The sequence below is a fragment of the Pseudomonas sp. Irchel s3f19 genome (assembly GCF_900187555.1).
GTDB lineage: Bacteria > Pseudomonadota > Gammaproteobacteria > Pseudomonadales > Pseudomonadaceae > Aquipseudomonas > Aquipseudomonas capeferrum.
In genome coordinates this window covers 163,899-182,976 of sequence record NZ_FYDW01000010.1, presented here as the reverse complement: position 1 = coordinate 182,976, position 19,078 = coordinate 163,899, and the positions used below count along the sequence as shown (strand labels likewise).

The 19,078-nt window shown below is 62.6% G+C and carries 20 protein-coding genes and 1 tRNA gene; 11 read left to right on the top strand and 10 right to left on the bottom strand.

What is annotated here, in order from left to right; genetic code table 11:
* Positions 1-13: 13 nt before the first annotated feature.
* The 6 genes from hisF to CKW22_RS21035 all read right to left on the bottom strand — a co-directional run bounded on the left by hisF (position 14) and on the right by CKW22_RS21035 (position 4,980).
* Positions 14-784 carry an imidazole glycerol phosphate synthase subunit HisF gene (gene hisF / locus CKW22_RS21060; protein ID WP_033703179.1) on the bottom strand — a complete coding sequence of 257 codons (771 nt, stop codon included), beginning with the start codon at positions 782-784 and terminating at the stop codon, positions 14-16.
* A gap of 111 nt (positions 785-895) precedes the next feature.
* Positions 896-1,627, bottom strand: coding sequence for a 1-(5-phosphoribosyl)-5-[(5-phosphoribosylamino)methylideneamino]imidazole-4-carboxamide isomerase (hisA, locus tag CKW22_RS21055; RefSeq protein ID WP_033703180.1), 732 nt, complete (start codon positions 1,625-1,627; stop codon positions 896-898).
* Positions 1,628-1,654: 27 nt separating this feature from the next.
* The gene (locus CKW22_RS21050) at positions 1,655-1,915 is read right to left on the bottom strand and encodes a DUF2164 domain-containing protein (RefSeq protein WP_033703181.1); all 261 of its coding nucleotides are present in this window, start codon (positions 1,913-1,915) and stop codon (positions 1,655-1,657) included.
* The gene (gene hisH, locus CKW22_RS21045) at positions 1,916-2,554 is read right to left on the bottom strand and encodes an imidazole glycerol phosphate synthase subunit HisH (RefSeq protein WP_033703182.1); all 639 of its coding nucleotides are present in this window, start codon (positions 2,552-2,554) and stop codon (positions 1,916-1,918) included. It abuts the gene before it with no gap.
* Positions 2,555-3,148, bottom strand: a complete 594-nt coding sequence (gene hisB, locus CKW22_RS21040) for an imidazoleglycerol-phosphate dehydratase HisB (protein WP_033703340.1) — start codon at positions 3,146-3,148, stop codon at positions 2,555-2,557.
* 170 nt (positions 3,149-3,318) lie between these two features.
* Entirely contained in the window at positions 3,319-4,980 is a 1,662-nt protein-coding gene (locus CKW22_RS21035) for an OFA family MFS transporter (RefSeq protein WP_095065012.1), read from the bottom strand.
* Between the two features lie 330 nt (positions 4,981-5,310).
* Between CKW22_RS21035 and CKW22_RS21030 the strand changes: the two genes are divergently transcribed.
* The 5 genes from CKW22_RS21030 to ppk2 all read left to right on the top strand — a co-directional run bounded on the left by CKW22_RS21030 (position 5,311) and on the right by ppk2 (position 10,333).
* Positions 5,311-7,560, top strand: a complete 2,250-nt coding sequence (locus tag CKW22_RS21030) for an AsmA family protein (RefSeq protein ID WP_033703184.1) — start codon at positions 5,311-5,313, stop codon at positions 7,558-7,560.
* A complete protein-coding gene (mutY, locus tag CKW22_RS21025; RefSeq protein ID WP_095065010.1) occupies positions 7,557-8,624 on the top strand; it encodes an A/G-specific adenine glycosylase in 1,068 nt (355 codons plus the stop codon). The genes CKW22_RS21030 and mutY overlap by 4 nt, the downstream gene beginning before the upstream one ends.
* A complete protein-coding gene (locus CKW22_RS21020) occupies positions 8,621-8,893 on the top strand; it encodes an oxidative damage protection protein (RefSeq protein ID WP_033703186.1) in 273 nt (90 codons plus the stop codon). The genes mutY and CKW22_RS21020 overlap by 4 nt, the downstream gene beginning before the upstream one ends.
* A gap of 90 nt (positions 8,894-8,983) precedes the next feature.
* Positions 8,984-9,059, top strand: a tRNA-Phe gene (locus tag CKW22_RS21015).
* Between the two features lie 293 nt (positions 9,060-9,352).
* Positions 9,353-10,333 (top strand): polyphosphate kinase 2, encoded by a 981-nt coding sequence (gene ppk2, locus CKW22_RS21010; RefSeq protein ID WP_095065008.1) that lies wholly within the window; start codon positions 9,353-9,355, stop codon positions 10,331-10,333.
* Positions 10,334-10,342: 9 nt separating this feature from the next.
* Here ppk2 and CKW22_RS21005 read toward each other — a convergent pair whose 3' ends face one another.
* A complete protein-coding gene (locus tag CKW22_RS21005; RefSeq protein WP_050506183.1) occupies positions 10,343-10,876 on the bottom strand; it encodes a hypothetical protein in 534 nt (177 codons plus the stop codon).
* Between the two features lie 129 nt (positions 10,877-11,005).
* On the opposite strand from CKW22_RS21005, the gene CKW22_RS21000 reads away from it, so the two are divergent.
* Complete coding sequence (locus CKW22_RS21000) at positions 11,006-11,443, top strand: hypothetical protein (protein WP_033703188.1); 438 nt, start codon at positions 11,006-11,008, stop codon at positions 11,441-11,443.
* Positions 11,444-11,518: 75 nt separating this feature from the next.
* On the opposite strand, the gene gabP is transcribed toward CKW22_RS21000, so the two are convergent.
* The gene (gene gabP, locus CKW22_RS20995) at positions 11,519-12,904 is read right to left on the bottom strand and encodes a GABA permease (RefSeq protein WP_095065007.1); all 1,386 of its coding nucleotides are present in this window, start codon (positions 12,902-12,904) and stop codon (positions 11,519-11,521) included.
* Between the two features lie 638 nt (positions 12,905-13,542).
* On the opposite strand from gabP, the gene CKW22_RS20990 reads away from it, so the two are divergent.
* The 5 genes from CKW22_RS20990 to CKW22_RS20970 all read left to right on the top strand — a co-directional run bounded on the left by CKW22_RS20990 (position 13,543) and on the right by CKW22_RS20970 (position 17,811).
* A complete protein-coding gene (locus CKW22_RS20990) occupies positions 13,543-14,316 on the top strand; it encodes an ABC transporter ATP-binding protein (protein ID WP_027917578.1) in 774 nt (257 codons plus the stop codon).
* A gap of 13 nt (positions 14,317-14,329) precedes the next feature.
* Positions 14,330-15,091, top strand: coding sequence for an ABC transporter substrate-binding protein (locus CKW22_RS20985; RefSeq protein WP_033703190.1), 762 nt, complete (start codon positions 14,330-14,332; stop codon positions 15,089-15,091).
* A gap of 55 nt (positions 15,092-15,146) precedes the next feature.
* A complete protein-coding gene (locus CKW22_RS20980) occupies positions 15,147-15,842 on the top strand; it encodes an ABC transporter permease (protein ID WP_033703191.1) in 696 nt (231 codons plus the stop codon).
* On the top strand, positions 15,839-16,528 hold the full coding sequence (locus CKW22_RS20975) for an ABC transporter permease (RefSeq protein WP_047582943.1): 690 nt from the start codon (positions 15,839-15,841) through the stop codon (positions 16,526-16,528). The genes CKW22_RS20980 and CKW22_RS20975 overlap by 4 nt, the downstream gene beginning before the upstream one ends.
* An 83-nt stretch (positions 16,529-16,611) precedes the next feature.
* Entirely contained in the window at positions 16,612-17,811 is a 1,200-nt protein-coding gene (locus tag CKW22_RS20970; RefSeq protein ID WP_095065005.1) for a methyltransferase, read from the top strand.
* Positions 17,812-18,047: 236 nt separating this feature from the next.
* Here CKW22_RS20970 and CKW22_RS20965 read toward each other — a convergent pair whose 3' ends face one another.
* Both CKW22_RS20965 and CKW22_RS20960 read right to left on the bottom strand, forming a co-directional pair.
* Positions 18,048-18,320 (bottom strand): DUF3077 domain-containing protein, encoded by a 273-nt coding sequence (locus CKW22_RS20965; protein WP_095065003.1) that lies wholly within the window; start codon positions 18,318-18,320, stop codon positions 18,048-18,050.
* Entirely contained in the window at positions 18,310-18,582 is a 273-nt protein-coding gene (locus tag CKW22_RS20960; RefSeq protein WP_095065001.1) for a hypothetical protein, read from the bottom strand. The genes CKW22_RS20965 and CKW22_RS20960 overlap by 11 nt, the downstream gene beginning before the upstream one ends.
* Positions 18,583-19,078: the final 496 nt, after the last annotated feature.

The following is a 19,078-nucleotide window of genomic DNA, read 5'->3' as shown; positions in this document are numbered from 1 at the left end:
CCCAATCAATGGATCAGCGAACGACGATCCCGCGCGAAGCCATGTAGGCCTTGGCCTCCGGCACCGTGTACTCGCCAAAGTGGAAGATACTGGCCGCCAGCACCGCACTGGCATGCCCTTCCACAATCCCGTCAGCCAGGTGCTGCAGGTTACCCACCCCACCCGAAGCAATCACCGGAATCCCCAGCGCATCGCTGATGGCCCGGGTAACCCCCAGGTCAAAGCCGTTCTTCATGCCGTCCTGGTCCATGCTGGTCAGCAGGATCTCGCCGGCACCCAGGCCTTCCATCTTCTTCGCCCACTCCACGGCATCCAACCCGGTCGGCTTGCGCCCGCCGTGGGTGAAGATTTCCCAGCGCGGTGCTTCACCGGGTGCGGACACCTTCTTGGCATCGATGGCGACCACGATGCACTGCGAACCGAAACGGTCTGCCGCCTCGCCCACGAACTCCGGGTTGAACACTGCGGCGGTGTTGATCGAGACCTTGTCGGCACCGGCGTTGAGCAGGTTACGGATGTCCTGCACAGTGCGCACGCCACCGCCCACGGTCAGCGGGATGAACACCTGGCTGGCCATGCGCTCGACTGTATGCAGCGTGGTATCGCGGCCATCGACGCTGGCGGTGATGTCGAGGAAGGTGATTTCGTCGGCACCCTGCTCGTTGTAGCGACGGGCGATTTCCACCGGGTCGCCGGCATCACGGATGTTCTCGAACTTGACGCCCTTGACCACACGGCCGTTGTCCACGTCCAGGCAAGGGATGATGCGTTTAGCTAAAGCCATGACTTCTCCTGGAAAGGCAGCTTCAAGCTTCGAGCTTCAAGCTGCAAGAGAACAGCCTATCGCGGTCTGGCCTTTCTCTTGCGGCTTACAGCTTACAGCTTGCCGCTGCTCTTAATAGTTGTCGCAGAAGGCCTGGGCCTCGGCGACATCGAGGGTGCCTTCGTAGATGGCACGGCCGGTGATGGCGCCGATGATGCCTGGGGCCTTGGCGTCCAGCAGGGCCTTGATATCGCCCAGGTTGTGGATGCCGCCGGACGCGATCACCGGAATGCGCGTGGCTTCGGCCAGGGCTTTGGTGAAGGGCACGTTGCAGCCCTGCATCATGCCGTCCTTGGCGATGTCGGTATAGACGATCGCCGACACACCATCGGCCTCGAAGCGCTTGGCCAGGTCGATGACCTGAACAGTGCTGACTTCAGCCCAGCCGTCGGTGGCAACGAAGCCGTCCTTGGCGTCCAGGCCAACGATGACCTTGCCCGGGAACGCCTTGCAGGCCTCGGCAACGAACGCTGGCTGCTTGACCGCCTTGGTGCCGATGATGACGTAGCTGACACCCGCCTTGACGTAGTGCTCGATGGTTTCCAGCGAGCGGATGCCGCCGCCGATCTGGATCGGCAGGGTCGGGTAACGCTTGGCGATGGCGGTCACCACTTCGCCGTTGACCGGCTGGCCTTCGAAGGCGCCGTTGAGGTCGACCAGGTGCAGGCGGCGGCAGCCACCCTCGACCCACTTGGCGGCCATGCTCACCGGGTCGTCGGAAAATACCGTGGAGTCTTCCATGCGGCCCTGGCGCAGGCGCACGCAAGCACCGTCCTTCAGATCGATAGCGGGGATAATCAGCATCTTGGGAACCTGTCTATTTGTTGGGTTTCAGGGCTTCTCGAGTGCCCACAGGTCGCTCTCGATGCTCTCGAACCGCTCCTTGAGGTGCAGCTGAACATCGGCAATCGCCCTGTTGTAGTAATGGGGTGCAATCTCTTTGCTGAACAGGTCGAGGACCTCGGCCACTTCGAACGAGCCCAGCTGCAACTCGAAACGGTCTTCGAGAAAGCGCTTGAGGGTGTCGAGCGCCTCGCGCTCCTGCTCGGCGGCCAGGGTGATGACCGGGGCCTTGGTCTTCGCTCTGCTCATTTACCAGCGCCCGTCCCAGGCGACGAAGTTCTGCAGCAACTGCAGGCCATGGGTATGGCTCTTCTCCGGGTGGAACTGCACGGCAAAGCGCGAACCGTCGGCCAGCGCGGCGGCGAAGTCGACGCCATAGTGGCCGCGACCGACCACCTGGGCCGGCTTGCCAGCATCGATGTAGTAGCTGTGCACGAAGTAGAAGCGCGCGCGGTCAGGGATGTCGTGCCACAACGGGTGATGGATGGTCTGGCTGACTTCGTTCCAGCCCATGTGCGGCACCTTCAGGTGCTCGCCATCTTCTTGCAGGCCCTTGCCGAAGAAACGCACCTGGCCGGGGAACAGGCCGATGCAGTCGACGCCGTTGTTTTCTTCGCTGTGTTCGAGCAGCGCTTGCATGCCGACACAGATGCCCAGGAACGGGCGGTCCTGGCTGACCTCGCGCACCAGGCTGTCAAAGCCCAGGCGGCGGATTTCGGCCATGCAGTCGCGTATCGCACCCACGCCAGGGAACACCACACGGTCGGCCTCGCGGATCACCGCAGCGTCGCTGGTAACCAGGACTTTGCCAGCACCGACGTGCTCGAGTGCCTTGGCCACCGAGTGCAGGTTGCCCATGCCATAGTCGATTACGGCTACCGTTTGCATTTACAGGCATCCCTTGGTGGAAGGCATCTGCCCGGCCATGCGCTCGTCCAGCTCCACGGCCATGCGCAGGGCGCGACCGAAGGCCTTGAACACGGTCTCGATCTGGTGGTGGGTGTTGTGGCCACGCAGGTTGTCGATGTGCAGGCTCACCAAGGCGTGGTTGACGAAGCCCTGGAAGAACTCCTGGAACAGGTCGACATCGAAGCCGCCGACGCTGGCGCGGGTGTACGGCACATGCATCTGCAGGCCTGGGCGGCCGGAAAAATCGATGACCACGCGCGACAGCGCTTCATCCAGCGGGACATAGGCGTGGCCGTAGCGGCGGATGCCTTTCTTGTCACCGATGGCCTGGGCGAATGCCTGGCCCAGGGTGATACCGACGTCTTCGACGGTATGGTGATCGTCGATGTGCAGGTCACCCTTGCACTCGATGTCCAGATCGATCAGCCCATGCCGGGCGATCTGGTCGAGCATGTGTTCAAGGAAAGGCACACCGATATCAAATCGGGCCTTGCCGCTGCCATCTAGGTTGATCGAGGCCTTTACCTGGGTTTCCAGGGTATTGCGCTCGACGGAAGCCTTACGTTCGACCATCACCAGCTCCGCAAAATCATTGGGCGAAAAGGGTTCCATTATAGGCCCAGAACGCGCCAGCTTGAAACGCGGATGACATATGGCAGGGCAAGCAATTGCGGGCGCTGGATGCTGTTACAGGTCTATACAAGCAGGGATCCTGGGGCTGCTTTGCAGCCCCAGGCCCACCCTCAATGGAACAGCACAGCCGTCTTCTGCAGGGTAATCCACACGCCCCACGCCAACGGCACTACCACCGCCGCCCAAGCCAGCAGTACCCACGGCAAGCTCCCGGGCGCCGCATGCCACTCCAGCGACCGCGCACCATCAGCGCCCTTGTCATGGCTCAACGCACGTTCGGCAGCCAGTTGCGCGTCGCTCATGAAGTACTTGTCTGCCACCGGCCGAATCAGCATGTTGCAGATGAACCCCAGCACCAGCAGCCCAGAGAGGATGTAAAGGGTCATGTCGTAAGCCGCCGCCCGTTCCACGCCCGCCGCCAGCTGAGACTCACGCAGGTAGGTGATCAGCACCGGCCCAAGCACACCCGCCGCCGCCCAGGCGGTCAGCAGGCGCCCATGAATCGCACCGACCATCTGTGTGCCGAACAGGTCGGCCAGGTACGCCGGCACCGTGGCAAAGCCACCGCCGTACATCGACAGGATGATGCAGAACGCCGCCACGAACAGCGCCACGTTGCCCAGGTGGCCCATGTTCGGCACCAGGCTGTAGAGGCCAACGCCCAGGGCGAAGAAGGCGAAGTAGGTGTTTTTGCGCCCGATGTAGTCAGAGAACGATGCCCAGAAGAAGCGCCCGCCGATGTTGAACAGGCTCAGCAAGCCGGTGAAACCTGCGGCGATCGCTGCAATCTGCGCCAGCTGCGCGGCATTCAACTCGCTGAAACGCAGCTCGTTGCCCAGCAACTTGCCGGCGAACACTTCCTGCAACAGCGGCGACGCCATGCCGAGAATACCGATGCCCGCCGAGACGTTCAGGCACAGCACCAACCACACCAGTGCGAACTGCGGGGTTTTCCAGGCAACGCTGACGTGCACATGGCGGTCGGTGACCATGCCATTGCCGGCCTTTTTCGCCGGCGCCGTCCAGCCCTCGGGCTTCCAGCCGGTCGGTGGCACGCGGTAACCCAGCGCGCCCGCCGACATGAACACGAAGTAGATCGCCGCCATGACCACGAAGCTCTGCCATACGCCAACATCCTGCGTGCTGCCGAAGTGGCCCATCAGCGCGGTCGCCAGCGGTGCACCTACCATCGCGCCGCCGCCGAAACCCATGATCGCCATGCCCGTGGCCATGCCGCGTTTGTCCGGGAACCACTTGATCAGGGTCGAGACCGGCGAGATGTAACCCAGGCCCAGGCCGATACCACCAATCACGCCTGAGCCCAGCCACATCAGCCACAGCTGATGGGTCTTCACGCCAATCGCCGAAATCAGCATGCCGCCGCACCAGCACACAGCCGATACCAGCCCGGCCTTGCGCGGCCCGGCGTGTTCCAGCCAGCCACCCAGCACCGCCGCCGAGCAACCGAGGAACACGAAGAACAGCGTGTAGATCCAGCTCAGCATCGAAATCGGCCAGTCACACTCGGCACTGAACAGGCGGGCGATGAAGCCCATGTCGGCCGAGCAGGCGACCGGGGCGGTGATGCCGATGGCTTGCGACAGCGGCAACCAGAACACCGAAAAGCCGTAGGCCATGCCGATACACAAGTGGATAGCCAAGGCCGCCGGTGGCACCAGCCAGCGGTTGAAGCCCGGGCGGGCGATGATGCGCTCCTTAGACAGGAAGCTCGGCGCGCCGGCCAAGGTGCCCGCCGTGACGGTACTGCTCATGGGTTTGATCCTTTGTTATTGGGCCTGGACTGGGCAAGCGAACCGCGACAATGGGTCGCGGGCACACAAAAAACGGCGCAAGGTTACCAGCATCAGGTGGCATGAAAGCAATCTGATATCGTGGATTTTTCAGTCGCTGAAACGGTACGAGCGGGCTCGCCCAATCCTGTGGGAGCGGGCTGCCTCCGCGAAGAGGCCGGCTGACGAAAGCCGCACAATCTGAGCCATTCGTAGGTAAATGCCCTGTATCTCTTGTCGGATACGCAGATATAAGCACTGCGGCGCTATACTCTGCCGCTGAATTTCAAACTGGACTACAAGGACTCGCCCATGAAAGCGTTCGGCAAAATCCTGGGACTGGGGCTTCTCGGGTTGCTGCTGATCATCGTGGCGCTGGGCTTCGCCCTGACCCACCTCTTCGATCCCAACGACTATAAAGACGAGATTCGCCAGCTGGCGCGCGACAAGGCTCATGTCGAGCTGACCCTCAACGGTGATATCGGCTGGAGCCTGTTCCCGTGGCTGGGCCTGGAGCTGCACGAAGCAAGCATCGCAACCTTGAACAAGCCCAAGGAGCCGTTTGCCGACCTGCAGATGCTCGGTTTGTCGGTGCGTGTGCTGCCGCTGCTGCGCCGCGAGGTGCAGATGAGCGATGTGCGCGTCGAAGGCCTGAACCTGACCCTGGCCCGTGACGAACACGGCCACGGCAACTGGGAAGACATCGGCAAGCCATTGCCGGCTCAGAACGACGCGCCGGCCACCACACCGGCCCAGCCGTCGACCGAGCAGGCACCGGCACAAGCCGAAAGCGGCAGCGAGCGTGCGGTCAAACTCGACATCGACAGCCTGACCGTGAACAACGCCCGCGTGCAGTACACCGATGCCAAGAGTGGGCAAAGCTACAGCGCCGAAAGCATCCAGCTGAGCACCGGCCCGGTCCACGAAGGGGCGAACATTGCGCTCAAGGCCAGTGCATTCCTGAGTGCCAGCCAGCCGAACATCAAGGCACGCACCGAGCTTGCCGGCGAGCTGCGTTTCGATCGCAAGCTCAAGCGCTACAACTTCGAAGACATGCGCTTGTCGGGCGAAACCTCGGGCGAACCGCTGGCCGGCAAGACCGTGACCTTCGCCGCCCAGGGCCAGCTGCTGGTCGACCTGGCGGCCAATGTGGCCTCGTGGAACGGCCTGAAAATCTCGGCCAACCAGCTGCGTGCGCTGGGCGAGCTGAACCTGCGCGAGCTGGACAAGGCACCGCAACTGAGCGGCGGCCTGTCCATCGCCCAGTTCGACCTGCGCAGCTTCCTCGACGGCGTCGGCCACCCGCTGCCCGCCACCAACGACCCGGCTGCCTTCACCAAGCTGGAACTGGTCACCCGCCTGCAGGGCACACCAAACAGCCTGGCCCTGGCCGACCTGGCGGTGAAGCTGGACGACAGCACCTTCACCGGCCGCGTAGCCGTCGAAGACTTCGCCAAGCAAGCCCTGCGCCTGCAACTCAAGGCCGATACCTTCGACGCCGACCGCTACCTGCCGGCCAAGAGCGAAGAAGCCAAGGGCGCTACCGCCGCCCGCCAGGCCGAGGTCAAGCAACAGGAAGCCAGCGCCGTGGCCGGTGCCGGCAGCTCACCGCTGCCCAACGCCCCGACCCAGGTCGCCTGGAGTGACGACAAGCTGCTGCCGGTGGACCGCCTGCGCGCCCTCGACCTGCAGGCCGACCTGGCATTCGGCGCGCTGACCCTGGACAAACTGCCCATTCAGGACGCCCAGCTCAAGGCCACCGGCCAAGGCGGCCTGGTGACCCTGCAGACCCTGCGCGGCGAGCTGTACAACGGCACCTTCGAGGCCAAGGGCACTGTCGATGTACGCCCCGCCGTGCCGCAGCTTGGCGTCAGTACCAAGATCGACCGGGTACCGGTGGAGCACTTCATCAAGACCGAGGGCAAGGAGCAGACGCCACCGGTCAAGGGCCTGCTGACCCTGACCAGCGACCTGACCGCCACCGGCAACAGCCAGAAGGCACTGGTCGATACCCTCAATGGCAACGCCAACTTCACCATCAACGACGGCGTGCTGGTCAATGCCAACCTGGAACAGCAACTGTGCCAGGCCATCGCCACGCTCAACCGCAAAGCGCTCAGCGGCGAGCCGCGCGGCAAGGACACGCCCTTCCAGGAACTGCGCGGCAGCCTGGTGGTGCGCAATGGCGTAGCCAGCAACCCAGACCTCAAGGCACGCATCCCGGGCCTGACCGTCAACGGCCACGGCGACGTCGACCTGCGCGTACTGGGCATGGACTACAACGTTGGCGTGATCGTCGAGGGCGACCAGCGTGCCATGCCGGACCCGGCCTGCCAGGTCAACCAGCGCTATGTCGGTGTTGAAGTGCCGCTGCGCTGCCGCGGCCCACTGGAGCTTGGCGCCAAGGCCTGCCGCCTGGACCAGGATGGCCTGGGCAAGGTCGCCGCGAAACTGGCCGGCAACCGCCTGAAAGACAAGATCGATGAAAAACTCGAAGAGAAACTCGGAGACAAAGTGAGCCCGGAAGTAAAAGACGCGCTCAAGGGGCTGTTCAAGCGATGAGCCCCGAGCAGTTCTCCAGCGCCGTGCTGGACTGGTATGACGAGCACGGCCGACACGACCTGCCCTGGCAACAGGGCATCACCCCATACCGGGTGTGGGTGTCGGAAATCATGCTGCAGCAGACCCAGGTCAGCACCGTGCTCAACTACTTCGACCGCTTCATGCAGGCCCTGCCCACCGTGCAGGCGCTGGCCGAGGCGCCGGAGGACGAGGTGCTGCACCTGTGGACGGGCCTGGGCTATTACACCCGCGCCCGCAACCTGCAAAAGGCCGCGAAGATCGTCGTCGAGCAGCATGGCGGCGAGTTTCCGCGCAGCGTCGAGAAACTGACCGAACTGCCGGGCATCGGCCGCTCCACCGCCGGTGCCATCGCCAGCATCAGCATGGGCATCCGCGCGCCGATCCTGGACGGCAACGTCAAGCGCGTGTTGGCCCGCTACACCGCCCAGGCCGGCTACCCTGGCGAGCCCAAGGTGGCCAACCAGCTGTGGGCCAGCGCCGAGCGCTTCACCCCGCTGACACGCGCCAACCACTACACCCAGGCGATGATGGACATGGGCGCCACGCTGTGTACCCGCAGCAAGCCCAGCTGCCTGATCTGCCCGCTGCAGCGTGGCTGCGAAGCGCACCTGCACGGCGAAGAAACCCGCTACCCAGAGCCCAAGCCACGCAAGGCGCTGCCGCAACGCCGGACGCTGATGCCACTGCTGGCCAACCACGAAGGCGCGATCCTGCTATACCGTCGCCCTTCCAGCGGCCTGTGGGGCGGTTTGTGGAGCCTGCCGGAGCTTGAGAACATCGAGCAGCTCGACGACCTCGCCTACCAGCACGGCCTGCGCCTGGCTGGCAGCCAGGCCCTGGATGGCCTGACCCACACCTTCAGCCATTTCCAGCTGGCGATCGAACCTTGGCTGGTACGGGTCGACCCGGTCGGCCAGCACGTGGCCGAGCCCGACTGGCTCTGGTATAACCTCGCCACCCCGCCGCGCCTGGGCCTCGCCGCCCCGGTCAAGAAATTGCTCAAACGCGCGGCCGACGAACTGATTGCAGGAGACGCCCGATGACCCGCACCGTGATGTGCCGCAAGTACAAAGAAGAACTCCCAGGCCTGGAGCGCCCGCCCTACCCCGGCGCCAAGGGCCAGGACATCTTCGATCACATCTCGCAGAAGGCCTGGGCCGACTGGCAGAAGCACCAGACCATGCTGATCAACGAAAAGCGCCTGAACATGATGAATGGCGAGGACCGCAAGTTCCTCCAGGCCGAAATGGACAAGTTTTTCGCCGGCGAAGATTATGCCCAGGCGGAAGGCTACGTTCCGCCGGCCGAATGACCCCAGAAAACGTAAGCGACGGAATTAATTTAAAATTTTTTCAAAAAGTCGTTGACGGACGGTCTGGAAATCTATTTAATTCACCTCGTCGCCCAGATAGCTCAGTCGGTAGAGCAGAGGATTGAAAATCCTCGTGTCGGCGGTTCGACTCCGTCTCTGGGCACCACCTTCAGCTTCTGGTGGTTGCAAAGTTACCCGAAGCGACAACAAGAAACCCGCCAAGTGCGGGTTTTTTGTTGTCTGCGATTTTTGTGTCAGGATCGGCTCGCGAGCCTCGAAAGTTTGGGATGCCGGGTTTGTCATGGCATCTGTAGCGCTCGATCTCACAGGCGCAGAAAATTCTAGGGGAACGTGCATATCACAACCCGCCACCACCGCCACGTTGACCAACATCAAAAAGCCACCCATCGCTCACCCTTAAAATGCCAGGTGGACATTCGACTACCCGCAAGGACTTCCATGAGCGAAGAATCCACCCTCCTGCTCCCCGCCCCCAGCGAACCCACCCCCACTGCGCCGCGCCCGCGCCGGCCACGTCAGCGCAAGCCCGAACCCGCGATTACCCGGATCAGCCAGCAACCCGCCGCACTTGAAGTGGCCACGGCACCCAAAGGCAGCAACGAAGACAGCACCCGCGCACGCTTGCCTGCCAGCTACCCGTATCGCACCCGCCTGCACCGCCAGGAATACGAGAAGACCAAGCATGCCCTGCAGATCGAACTGCTGAAGGTGCAGAGCTGGGTAAAAGAAACCGGCCAGCGCGTGGTGATTCTGTTCGAAGGCCGCGACGCGGCGGGCAAAGGCGGCACCATCAAGCGTTTCATGGAGCACCTCAACCCGCGCGGCGCGCGGATCGTCGCGCTGGAGAAGCCTTCCGAACAAGAGAAAGGCCAGTGGTACTTCCAGCGCTACATCCAGCACCTGCCGACGGCGGGTGAAATGGTCTTCTTCGACCGCTCCTGGTACAACCGCGCCGGGGTCGAGAAGGTGATGGACTTCTGCACCCCGCTGCAGTACCTGGAGTTCATGCGCCAGGCACCCGACCTTGAGCGCATGCTGTGCAACAGCGGCATCCTGCTGTTCAAGTACTGGTTCTCGGTGAACCGCGAGGAACAGCTACGGCGCTTCATCTCACGCCGCGACGACCCGCTCAAGCACTGGAAGCTGTCGCCCATCGACATCAAGTCGCTGGATAAGTGGGACGACTACACCGCAGCCAAGGAGGCGATGTTCTTCCATACCGATACGGCCGATGCGCCATGGACGGTGATCAAGTCCGATGACAAGAAGCGCGCACGCATCAACTGCATCCGCCACTTCCTGCATTCGCTGGATTACCCGGGCAAGGACTCGGCTGTGGCACATGCCCCGGACCCCATGCTGGTAGGGCGCGCATCACGCGACTTCGAAGAGGACGAGGCGCCAGCCACCGCCCACTGAAAGGGGCAATCAGAAGTTGGCCATGGCGCTGCAGTATTCAGCCTTGGTGGTCTTCACCGGCTGCTCTACGCCCAGCTGGCGCAGCTCGACGCCACAAGCGTTGTAGCCGCGCACCACCACTTCGTAATCGGCGCCTTTTTGCGGCACGAAATAGAACATGCCCAGGCAATTGGTGACGCTGTTGTAGCTACTGCGCCCGCCGTCGAGAAAGTGCAAGGTGAACGGTTTGCCGGCCGGCACCAGCACTTCGCTGACCGCATCGCCCGCCGCCACAGGGGCGCTGGCAGGCATGCCCAGGGTTTCGCCATTGCGGTCGGCAAAGCCCTCCTTGGGCACTGCAATCACCCCTGCCCCGGGGCTGTACCAGTCGACGCAATCCTTGCCCGGCACAGCGCGCACCATGCCATCGGCAATCACCCGCAGGCGTGCGGTATCGCCCGACGTCGGCGAGCCATACGGGGTGTTGAACGACTTGACGGCGGCAATGTTGCCGCAGCCGGACAGCGCCACAGCCAGCAGGCCAAGCGAGATCGCTGTTTTCATCCGTGAATTCCTCATGAGTGGGTACCGGACATCCGGCAACCTGCCTAGGACCCTCGCTTGCCGCTTGGGTTTCGCAGGCAAGTACGATTCAATACGCGCACTTTTTCAGGCACCCCCAAGGACCTACCCATGGCCACCCCTACCAAGCAACAGAAACGCGCCAAACGCGCCGCCAGCAAGGCCAAGCAGAACCGCATGGTGCGCAGCGGCCAGACGGTCAAGGCCAGCGCCGGTGACAGCGCCAGCATCGAGCAGGTGTTCAACAAGGCCATGGAGTCGGACAGCTACAAAGAGCTGTTCGACAAGATGAAGGCGGCACAGGAAACCAGCCTGGTCGCGATGATCTCGGTGTTCCTGGTCGACCCGCTGCTGACCCTGGTACTCAAAGGCCACAAGGAAGAGCACGCCACCGACTACATCGTGCTGGTGTTTACCGCCTACCGCACCTGGCTCGATGGCGCCGACGAAGACACCACCATGGCCTGGCTGGAAAGCGACGCGTTCCAGGAAGCCTATATCACCGCTTCCGAAGTGGTGGCCAAGCAACAGCAGAAGCTGTACGGCTGACCTGCGAAAAGGCCAGACAAACAAAAAGGCCGCACCCAACACAGGGCGCGGCCTTTTCATTCATAGCAGCGCAGATCAGTTATCCAGCGCCACCCGCCCAGCCGCTTCGCGCTTGCGATGCACCAGCAGCCCTGCGGCCACCACACCAATGCTCAGCAAGGCAGTCGCGATGATCTCGGCACGGTGATCTTCACGCAGCCCCATCACCACCAGCACCGCAATGATGAAGGCAATGGTCGCCCAGGTCAGGCCCGGGAACAGCCACATCTTGAAGTCGATCTTCTCGCCACGCGCTTCACGCTGGCTGCGCATGCGCAGTTGCGAAATAGCGATCACCAGGTACACCAGCAGCGCGATGGCGCCGGAGCTGGCCAGCAGGAACTCGAACACCTGGGCCGGCGCAACGAAGTTGGCGAACACGCAGAGGAAGGCCGCGGCAGTGGACAACAGTACCGCCCAGTGCGGGGTGCCCGCCTTGGTGGTGCGCTGTGCAACAGCCGGCGCATCGCCACGTTTGCTCAGCGAGAACAGCATGCGCGAAGAGGTGTACAGCGCCGAGTTGAGGCAACTGGTCACGGCGATCAGCACGACGATGTCGACGATCAGCTTGGCATTCGGCACGCCGATGCGGCTCAGCACGGTCTGGTAGGAACCCAGTTCCGCCAGGGCCGGGTCGTTCCACGGCACCAGCGCCACGACCAGGAAGATCGACACCAGGTAGAACAGACAGATACGCCAGATCACCGAGTTGGTGGCGCGGCTGATCTGCTTGCCCGGGTCCTTGGACTCGGCAGCGGCGATGGTGACGATTTCGGTGCCCATGAACGAGAACATGGTGGTCAGCATGGCGGCCAGCACCGCGCCCAAGCCGTTGGGCATGAAGCCCTGGGTGTCGAACAGGTGGCTGACACCGCTCACCTGGCTGCCCGGCGCCAGGCCGAACATGGCCACGCAGCCCACCACGATGAAGCCGATGATCGCCAGCACCTTGAGCAGGGCGAACCAGAATTCGAACTCGCCGTAGTTCTTCACGCTGCACAAGTTGGTCAGGGTCAGCACCAGCGTGATGATCAAGGAGAAGGCCCACAGATCAACAGCAGGGAACCAGGCATGCAGAATGGCTGCGGCCGCGTTGGCTTCCAGCGGGATCACCAACACCCAGAACCACCAGTACAGCCAGCCGATGGTGAAGCCGGCCCAACGCCCGATGGCGCGGTCGGCATACGTCGAGAAGGAGCCCGTGTCAGGCGAGGCAATGGCCATTTCGCCCAGCATGCGCATGACCAGCACCACCAGCGTACCGGCAGCCGCGTAGGCCATCAGTACGGCAGGCCCTGCGGCCGCAATGGCGTGGCCGGAACCCACGAACAGACCGGCGCCAATTACGCCAGCGATGGACAGCATGGTGACATGCCGCGATTTGAGCCCCTGAGCGAGGTCGTTGGAATTGTTACCGCTCATAAAACTACCTTTGTAAGGAGTGGACCACGCCGACTACGGGAACGAAGCGCGCCTGGGGTTATTTAGGCGTCGCTGCAATCGGCGGTTTCCCAGTGGCAATAAGCGAGCCAGTTGCTGAATGCATTCGTCAGAAATCTCTGGCAACCATTAAGGGCGCGGCTTGCAGGGCTTTCGGCCATGCTTTGACCGAAAGGTCGCCAAAACCACCTTCCAAGTCGGGATTACGGAAATACCCACTTACAAACGCACCAAAGGTGCTCCCAGGTAACACCTTTGCACCGTTGCAATGCAAAAAAGTACAACCTTAAGGTACAACCCATTACCCACGTTGACCCTTTTGCAGGTAAACCGATTACCAGCCCTGTGCCGGCGGGTTTACCCGCGAATGGTCCAAAACCGCTTCCAAGAGCGGGCCAAAGCTGGCACCATCGCGCCTTTTTTCATCAAGGCTCTGGTGTTGGGCTAGACCTTCGCGGTCATCCTCGCGACGTTGCACTGCAGCGATGCGACAATCTGCCCCGACAGCGACCCGAGCCCCTAGCGACCCTGTTGGCCGCCTAATGCCGCTATGCTAGCTTGGCGCACGCCAGGAAGGCCGCCAACAGCTGGGAACGCACCCGAACACATGAGGACCGCACATGGCCCAGGCCACGCCCGCGCTGGAAATCCGCAATCTGCACAAACGCTACGGCGAGCAGGAAATTCTCAAGGGCATTTCGCTGACCGCGCGCGATGGTGACGTGATCTCCATCCTGGGGTCGTCCGGTTCCGGCAAGTCCACTTTGCTGCGCTGCATCAACCTGCTCGAAAACCCGCACCAGGGCGAAATCCTGGTCGCCGGCGAATCGCTCAAGCTCAAGGCCGCCAAAAACGGTGACCTGATCGCCGCCGACAACCGCCAGATCAACCGCCTGCGCAGCGAGATCGGCTTCGTCTTCCAAAACTTCAACCTGTGGCCGCACATGTCGATCCTCGACAACATCATCGAGGCCCCGCGCCGCGTGCTCGGCCAAAGCAAGGCCGAGGCCATCGAAGCCGCAGAAGCCTTGCTGAACAAGGTTGGCATCTACGACAAGCGCCACAGCTACCCCGCCCAGCTTTCCGGTGGCCAGCAACAGCGCGCCGCCATTGCCCGTACCTTGGCCATGAGGCCCAAGGTCATCCTGTTCGACGAGCCGACCTCGGCGCTCGATCCGGAAATGGTCCAGGAAGTGCTAAACGTTATCCGCGCATTGGCCGAAGAAGGCCGTACCATGCTGCTGGTGACGCACGAGATGAACTTTGCCCGCCAGGTGTCCAGTGAAGTGGTTTTCCTGCACCAGGGCCTGGTTGAAGAGCAAGGATCGCCGCAGCAGGTCTTCGAGAACCCGACCTCGGCGCGTTGCAAGCAATTCATGTCCAGCCACCGCTAACGGAGCAACACGAATGCAGACCTATAAGAAATTCCTCCTGGCCGCTGCCGCCACCCTGGTGTTCTCGGCAAATGCCATGGCAGCCGAAAAACTCAAAATGGGCATCGAGGCGGCCTACCCGCCGTTCAACAACAAGGATGCCAGCGGCCAGGTGGTCGGCTTTGACAAAGACATCGGCGACGCACTGTGCGCCAAGATGAAAGTCGAATGCGAAGTGGTCACCTCTGACTGGGACGGCATCATCCCGGCGTTGAACGCCAAGAAGTTCGACTTCCTGATCTCCTCGCTGTCGATCACCGACGAGCGCAAGCAGGCCGTCGACTTCACCGACCCGTACTACTCGAACAAGCAGCAGTTCATCGCACCGAAAAACGTCGACTTCAAGACCGACCGCGCCTCGCTCAAGGGCAAGACCATCGGTACCCAGCGCGCCACCCAGGCCGCGACCTGGCTGGACGACAACGGCGGCATGGACAACGAGTTCAAGGTCAACCTGTACGATGGCCAGGAAAACGCCTACCTGGACCTGACCTCTGGCCGCCTCGACGCCATCCTCGCCGACAAGTACGCCAACTACGACTGGCTGAAGTCTGCCGCTGGCAAAAACTTCGAGTTCAAAGGCGAACCGGTGAACGACAGCGACAAGGTCGGCATTGCCGTACGCAAAGGTGACGATGAGCTGCGTAACAAGCTCAATGCCGCACTGAAGGAAATTGTCGCCGACGGCACCTACAAAAAGATCAACGACAAGTACTTCCCGTTCAGCATCTATTGATTCGCCCCGACCGGCACGCCCTTGCGGCGTGCCGGTCCCTAGAACGACCCTACCCATGAATATCGACCTGCACGGATTCGGTCCGGCCCTGGCGGCTGGCACCTTGATGACCGTAAAACTGGCGCTCTGCGCCTTGCTGCTGGGGCTGGTCCTGGGCCTGCTCGGTGCCCTGGCCAAGACTTCCCCGGTCAAGCCGCTGCAATGGCTTGGCGGCTTCTACTCGACCCTGGTTCGCGGCGTGCCCGAACTGCTCTGGGTCCTGCTTATCTATTTCGGCACCGTCGGCCTGATGAACAGCATCGGCGAAGCGCTCAACATGCCGGGCCTTGAGCTCAGCGCCTTCGCTGCCGGCGTCATCGCCCTCGGCCTGTGCTTCGGCGCCTACGCCACCGAGGTGTTCCGCGGCGCCATCCTGGCGATCCCCAAGGGGCACCGTGAGGCGGGCCTGGCACTGGGCTTGTCCAAGGCGCGCATCCTCTCGCGCATCATCCTGCCGCAGATGTGGCGCATCGCCCTGCCCGGCCTGGGCAACCTGTTCATGATCCTGATGAAGGACACCGCGCTGGTATCGGTCATCGGCCTTGAAGAAATCATGCGCCACGCGCAAATCGGCGTGACCATGACCAAGGAGCCGTTCACCTTCTACATGGTTGCGGCCTGCATCTACCTGGGCTTGACCGTCGTCGCCATGACCGGCATGTACTTCATGGAAAAACGCGCCGCTCGCGGCTTTGCGAGGGCCGAACAATGAATTGGGAAGTCATCATCAAATGGCTGCCACGCCTGGCCCAGGGTGCGACCCTGACCCTGGAGCTGGTGGCCATTGCCGTGGTTGCCGGGTTGATCCTGGCCATCCCGCTGGGCATCGCCCGCTCGTCGCGGCACTGGTACGTGCGCGCCGTGCCGTTCAGCTACATTTTCTTCTTCCGCGGTACGCCGTTGCTGGTGCAGCTGTTCCTGGTCTATTACGGCCTGGCCCAGTTCGAGGCGGTGCGCAGCAGTGCGTTGTGGCCTTACCTGCGCGATCCGTTCTGGTGCACCGTGCTGACCATGACCCTGCACACGGCCGCCTATATCGCCGAGATTCTGCGCGGTGCGCTGCAGTCGATCCCCAAGGGTGAGATCGAAGCGGCACGGGCACTGGGCATGTCGCGCACCAAGACCCTGATCTACATCATGCTGCCGCGCGCCACGCGGATCGGCCTGCCGGCCTACAGCAACGAGGTGATCCTGATGCTCAAGGCCAGCGCCCTGGCCAGTACCGTCACCCTGCTGGAGCTGACCGGCATGGCGCGTACCATCATCGCCCGGACGTACCTGCCGGTGGAGATCTTCTTTGCCGCCGGGGTGTTTTACCTGGTTATCTCGTTTGTCCTGGTGCAGGGCTTCAAACTGCTGGAGCGCTGGTTGCGGGTAGACGCCTGCCAAGGGCGCTAGACCTCACCCCCGCTCCGACCCTGTAGGAGCGGGCTTGCCCCGCGAAGGGCTGCACAGCAGCCCCAACCCTGCCGACAACAACCATGACCCCACCTTCCATCCCCCACAGCGACCGCTTCCAGGCCCTCGACCAGTTCCTGACCGAGCACCAGCACCTGTGGAAACCCAGGCCATTCACCGCTCTGCGCCTGGACTGGGAAGCCGAACACCCCGCACTCTCCGCCCACTTGCGCCAATGCAGCCTGAACGACGCCGAAGCCGAACGGGTGACGCAAGGCGTGCCCGCCCCCTTCCCCCAACTGGCCCAACAAGCCCAGCAACTCTGCACCCTCGACGCACTCCCGGACGCTGGCCTGCCAGCCGCCGCCCACCGCCTCGACGTTGGCGTGCCCGGCCGCAAATGGCAGCAGATCGAAGCCTTCACCCGCCGGCTGGCCTTCAACGCGCCAACCCGGCACTGGCTGGACTGGTGCTCTGGTAAAGGCCACCTCGGTCGCCGCCTGCTGCAACCCGGCCAGCACCTGACCTGCCTGGAATACGACGCCGAGCTCGTGACCGCGGGCCAGGCCCTGAGCGACCACCACCACCTGCCTGCACACCATATCCATCAGGATGTCATGGCCGCAGACAGCGCCGGCCACCTGGATAGCGACAAGACCGTGGTCGCCCTGCACGCCTGCGGCGACCTGCACGTACGCCTTCTGCACCTGGCCAGCGAGCAAGGCTGCCGGCAGATGGCCGTGGCCCCCTGCTGCTACAACCGCATCCAGGCCCAGCAGTACCAGGCGTTATCCACCGCCGCGCAAGCCTCCAGCCTGCACTTGTCGCTGGACGACCTGGGCTTGCCGTTGAGTGAAACCGTCACCGCGGGCGCCCGCGTGCGTCGCCAACGCGACACCTCGATGGCCCGCCGCCTGGGCTTCGATCTGCTGCAACGCCAGCAGCGCCAGTGTGATGATTACCTGCCCACTCCCTCGCTGCCGGTGGCCTGGCTGGACAAGCCTTTCGAGGCGTACTGCCGGGGCCTGGCCGAGCTCAAGCACGTGCCCCTGAGCGGCACCCCCGACTGGGCTGCCCTGGAAGCCGCCGGCTGGCAGCGCCTGGCCGAAGTGCGCAACCTGGAACGTGTGCGCAACCTGTTCCGCCGCCCGCTGGAACTGTGGCTGATACTCGACCGTGCGCTGTTTCTGGAAGAACAGGGTTATGCCGTACGCATCGGGTTGTTCTGTGACTACCCACTCACCCCGCGCAACATCCTCATCCTGGCAGAACGCGACCGTTAGCCGCAGCACAACCTGTGGATAACTCTGTGCACAAGCTTTTGATGAATGGTTGGATCCAAGCGCTATTTCAAGCGTTTGGCTTATTCCTTCGTACAGTTCAAGGCCAGCAAAAACAGGCGTTTGCGCAAAGACCAGCGGTGTAGCAGCTCGGCATGCCTTTCGCGCAAGTTGGCAATGCTACTTGTGCATAAACTTTTCTTGTGCGCCCGCCTGGGGCCGCAAAGCGGCCCGGTGGGTCAGCGGGATTTGTTCTTGGCCAGCTCGATATCGTTCATCAATGCCTTGGCCATCGCCGTCAGGTAATCGGCCGCACCCAACAGCTTGTGGTCGTCTTCCATATCACCCTCCCTGAGCAGATGCTTGATGTAGCTGAGCAGCACAGAGACCTGTTCATAGGCATCGTCGATCGCAATACCGGGCTGCACCCGCAACAGGCCAACGGGTGGGTCGCCGACTTCCAGAAAGGTTTCCAGGCCGGCTGTGGTGATGGGCTTGGGGCTATCGTTCATGCGATTTCCCCTTAGCGCTCATGCGTTCACTGGCGTGCTGCAGCAATATCGCTGCCGACTCGGCGGCCTGGGCTGTGTGGGCCAGCCGGCTAAGGTCAGGTTCGCCGGCGTGGGCGCGGCAGTGTTCGTCGATGGTTTGGGCCACAGCGCGGATGAGCTCGCGGGCCTGGGTGAGTGCGTCGTGTGGGGAGATGTCGCTGTGGATAGAGAAGTAGGGGGTGTGGATGAGTGGGCGTGGTGGGTCAGGGACGATCTTGATCATGGCGAACTTCCATTTTTTCTCAAAAAGGAACTACCACCCGATCTTTCTCACGGATTGAAGGTGGCAGCCGTACGCGGGGTGAGAAACCGAGGAGAAAAAACGCGAAAAGACTCGGCCAGACCGAAGTCTGCCCGCGTACGGCCACCATTACAGTGCCGCCATTTCTCAATCGGGTTCTCACACCCGGTCGCCGAAGCGACCCAGAAACGGTATCCGTGAGGCATTTCCCCGACAACAGCGATACTTCAGCAGCGCGCGTAGGATAGGTCCGAAGCATGCAAACCCCGAAGCATTTGGTTTCAGGTTCAGAAATGCCCTACAGCTGATAGCTGCCTTGATTGTAGGAGCGGCCTTGCGTCGCGAAAGGGCTGCGAAGCAGCCCCAGGTTTTCGAACCAACGCAGGTATCGACGTTTGTTCACACATTGCTGGGGCTGCTTCGCAGCCCTTTCGCGACGCAAGGCCGCTCCTACACACACACGCACGCGCGACGGTTG

Excerpts from the sequence above, each read along its gene's own strand:
- CKW22_RS20970 (WP_095065005.1), top strand. The coding sequence starts at position 16,612 with ATGACCCCACCTTCCATCCCCCACAGCGACCGCTTCCAGGCCCTCGAC.
- CKW22_RS20990 (WP_027917578.1), top strand. The coding sequence starts at position 13,543 with ATGGCCCAGGCCACGCCCGCGCTGGAAATCCGCAATCTGCACAAACGC.
- gabP (WP_095065007.1), bottom strand. The coding sequence starts at position 12,904 with ATGAGCGGTAACAATTCCAACGACCTCGCTCAGGGGCTCAAATCGCGG.
- CKW22_RS20980 (WP_033703191.1), top strand. The coding sequence starts at position 15,147 with ATGAATATCGACCTGCACGGATTCGGTCCGGCCCTGGCGGCTGGCACC.
- hisA (WP_033703180.1), bottom strand. The coding sequence starts at position 1,627 with ATGCTGATTATCCCCGCTATCGATCTGAAGGACGGTGCTTGCGTGCGC.
- CKW22_RS20960 (WP_095065001.1), bottom strand. The coding sequence starts at position 18,582 with ATGATCAAGATCGTCCCTGACCCACCACGCCCACTCATCCACACCCCC.
- CKW22_RS20985 (WP_033703190.1), top strand. The coding sequence starts at position 14,330 with ATGCAGACCTATAAGAAATTCCTCCTGGCCGCTGCCGCCACCCTGGTG.
- CKW22_RS20975 (WP_047582943.1), top strand. The coding sequence starts at position 15,839 with ATGAATTGGGAAGTCATCATCAAATGGCTGCCACGCCTGGCCCAGGGT.
- CKW22_RS21035 (WP_095065012.1), bottom strand. The coding sequence starts at position 4,980 with ATGAGCAGTACCGTCACGGCGGGCACCTTGGCCGGCGCGCCGAGCTTC.
- hisB (WP_033703340.1), bottom strand. The coding sequence starts at position 3,148 with ATGGTCGAACGTAAGGCTTCCGTCGAGCGCAATACCCTGGAAACCCAG.
- ppk2 (WP_095065008.1), top strand. The coding sequence starts at position 9,353 with ATGAGCGAAGAATCCACCCTCCTGCTCCCCGCCCCCAGCGAACCCACC.
- CKW22_RS21005 (WP_050506183.1), bottom strand. The coding sequence starts at position 10,876 with ATGAAAACAGCGATCTCGCTTGGCCTGCTGGCTGTGGCGCTGTCCGGC.
- mutY (WP_095065010.1), top strand. The coding sequence starts at position 7,557 with ATGAGCCCCGAGCAGTTCTCCAGCGCCGTGCTGGACTGGTATGACGAG.
- CKW22_RS20965 (WP_095065003.1), bottom strand. The coding sequence starts at position 18,320 with ATGAACGATAGCCCCAAGCCCATCACCACAGCCGGCCTGGAAACCTTT.
- CKW22_RS21020 (WP_033703186.1), top strand. The coding sequence starts at position 8,621 with ATGACCCGCACCGTGATGTGCCGCAAGTACAAAGAAGAACTCCCAGGC.
- CKW22_RS21030 (WP_033703184.1), top strand. The coding sequence starts at position 5,311 with ATGAAAGCGTTCGGCAAAATCCTGGGACTGGGGCTTCTCGGGTTGCTG.
- CKW22_RS21050 (WP_033703181.1), bottom strand. The coding sequence starts at position 1,915 with ATGAGCAGAGCGAAGACCAAGGCCCCGGTCATCACCCTGGCCGCCGAG.
- hisH (WP_033703182.1), bottom strand. The coding sequence starts at position 2,554 with ATGCAAACGGTAGCCGTAATCGACTATGGCATGGGCAACCTGCACTCG.
- hisF (WP_033703179.1), bottom strand. The coding sequence starts at position 784 with ATGGCTTTAGCTAAACGCATCATCCCTTGCCTGGACGTGGACAACGGC.
- CKW22_RS21000 (WP_033703188.1), top strand. The coding sequence starts at position 11,006 with ATGGCCACCCCTACCAAGCAACAGAAACGCGCCAAACGCGCCGCCAGC.